This is a genomic window from Oleiphilus sp. HI0079 (genome assembly GCF_001635105.1).
On record NZ_LWFT01000834.1, the window covers coordinates 1 to 1,867 of the forward strand.

The window sequence follows — 1,867 nt, forward strand, 5'->3', positions numbered from 1 at the left end:
TAAATTTTCCAATCGTCGGCATTTTGTTTGAACAGATCACCTTGTCCAGGTTCACTCGCAATTTTGCCATGATGCTGAAAGCGGGAATGCCGATCACTCACGCGTTGGCGATCGCAGCTGAAGCGGCCGGAAATCACTATATTGCATCCCGAATTGTCGAAATGAAGAACTCGATAGAACGCGGCGATAGCTTGCTTCGTTCAGCGCGCAGTACTGAAGTCTTCACACCCTTGGTTTTGCAGATGATATCGGTAGGAGAAGAGACCGGATCGATTGATTCTCTCTTAGATCAGGTTGCGGATTTCTATGATGAGGAAGCCGATTACTCACTGAAGCGCTTAGCGGAGTCGATCGAGCCGATTTTGATCGTTGTCATGGGTGGCATTGTCTTAGTGTTGGCGTTGGGAGTTTTCTTACCGATCTGGGATCTAGGGTCGGCCGCAATGGGAAGGGGTTAAGCGACCATGAGCCGTTCTCCTCGTGCGTTTAGTGGACGCTTTTTGGCTTTTGCTGTTTCGCTAGGAATGGTCGGCGTTTTAATAATGGTGTTCTTGCCCAAGATTGATCGAGAAATGGATTCTCTAGAGCAAAAACGCTTCGATTACAGGCTTGCTGAAATCAAAACAGCTGTGCAATTCATGCAGCTTGAATTACAGGTAAAATCATCGCTCGCTAGTGCAAAAGAGCTCCGCGGCGCGAATCCAATGCGTTGGTTGAAAGGTCGAGTCGAGGAAACGCCACCACAGTATCTTGGAGAGCGGCCTATTGATCTGCTTAATGATCAGCCTGGAAACTGGATTTATGACCCAAAGCTGCGGGTGCTCGCGTATTTACCTAACTCCTCTATTGTTTATGAGGGGAGGCTTATTGAGCGCGATGAGCTTCTGTTTTTCCGAGTTGAAACCATTGAGGAAGGCAGCAAAGTTCAAGCCCTTTCGTTAGAATATATTGCGCATTGATATCCTATATCCGAAAAGCTGAATTGGGATAGATGCTTCTTTACAGAAAAGATACAAATTGGGTGCTTTTATGTGTGGCAACCAACTATTTAGACGCTATAGTTAACGTAACTTGTCACTTACCTAGCGTAAATTATTAAAGCTATTGCAACAGGAGCTACAGCAAATGCAACGTCAAGCCGGTTTTACTTTAATCGAATTGGTCATGGTCATCGTGATCTTGGGTATTCTCTCTGCCTTCGCGCTTCCTCGTTTTGCCGATTTGGGCTCAGAAGCAAGAACAGCCACAGTTCAGGCAGCTCTCGGTGCGGTGAAAGCTGCGTCTGCGATTGCGCATGCTGATGCATTGGTTTCCAATCAGAATACGGCAACAGGTTCTGTCACGCTTGATGGCGCAACAGTGAACTTGGTAAACGGATATCCTGCAGTTGATGACACCACAGCAGGAACCAATGACATTCTTACTGCGGCACAGATTACGTCAGACGACTTTACGATCACATCGACTGCGACCGCGGTGACAGTCGCAGCTGCGGGTGGCACCGGCACATGCCAGATCGTTTACACTGAGGCGACGGCTGTTGGAAACGCACCTGTGATCTCGATCGATACAAGCGGTTGCTAAGTCCTTATCTATTTTAAAAAAAGCGCCTCAGGGCGCTTTTTTGCGTAACAACGGGGCTTAACTATGCAAGCAAGGGGCAAGGTCAATCAGCATGGTTTCACCCTCATTGAGCTGGTGATGGTGATCGTCTTGATCGGACTTCTTAGTTACGGGGGCGTTAGCCTGTTCACAGCACGCTCTGAGTATTCTAACTTTGTCGCAAAAGATCTTCTTATCTCACAGGCTTTGCTAGCACAGCAAATTGCGCTTGGTAGCAGCGGTACTCCCAATCCGGTAAGTTTAA

The 1,867-nt window shown here is 47.7% G+C and carries 4 protein-coding genes; all 4 read left to right on the plus strand.

Translation table 11 applies throughout. The features are described 5' to 3' along the window. Positions 1-458 (plus strand): type II secretion system F family protein (locus tag A3750_RS15595; protein WP_197475072.1); only part of this gene is annotated, 458 nt, incomplete at its 5' end. Between the two features lie 6 nt (positions 459-464). Beyond that, positions 465-959, plus strand: coding sequence for a hypothetical protein (locus tag A3750_RS15600; RefSeq protein WP_068457045.1), 495 nt, complete (start codon positions 465-467; stop codon positions 957-959). Positions 960-1,125: 166 nt separating this feature from the next. Beyond that, positions 1,126-1,584 carry a prepilin-type N-terminal cleavage/methylation domain-containing protein gene (locus tag A3750_RS27215; protein ID WP_068457048.1) on the plus strand — a complete coding sequence of 153 codons (459 nt, stop codon included), beginning with the start codon at positions 1,126-1,128 and terminating at the stop codon, positions 1,582-1,584. Positions 1,585-1,647: 63 nt separating this feature from the next. After that, on the plus strand, positions 1,648-1,867 hold a 220-nt coding region (locus A3750_RS15610; RefSeq protein ID WP_156498631.1), incomplete at its 3' end, for a type II secretion system protein.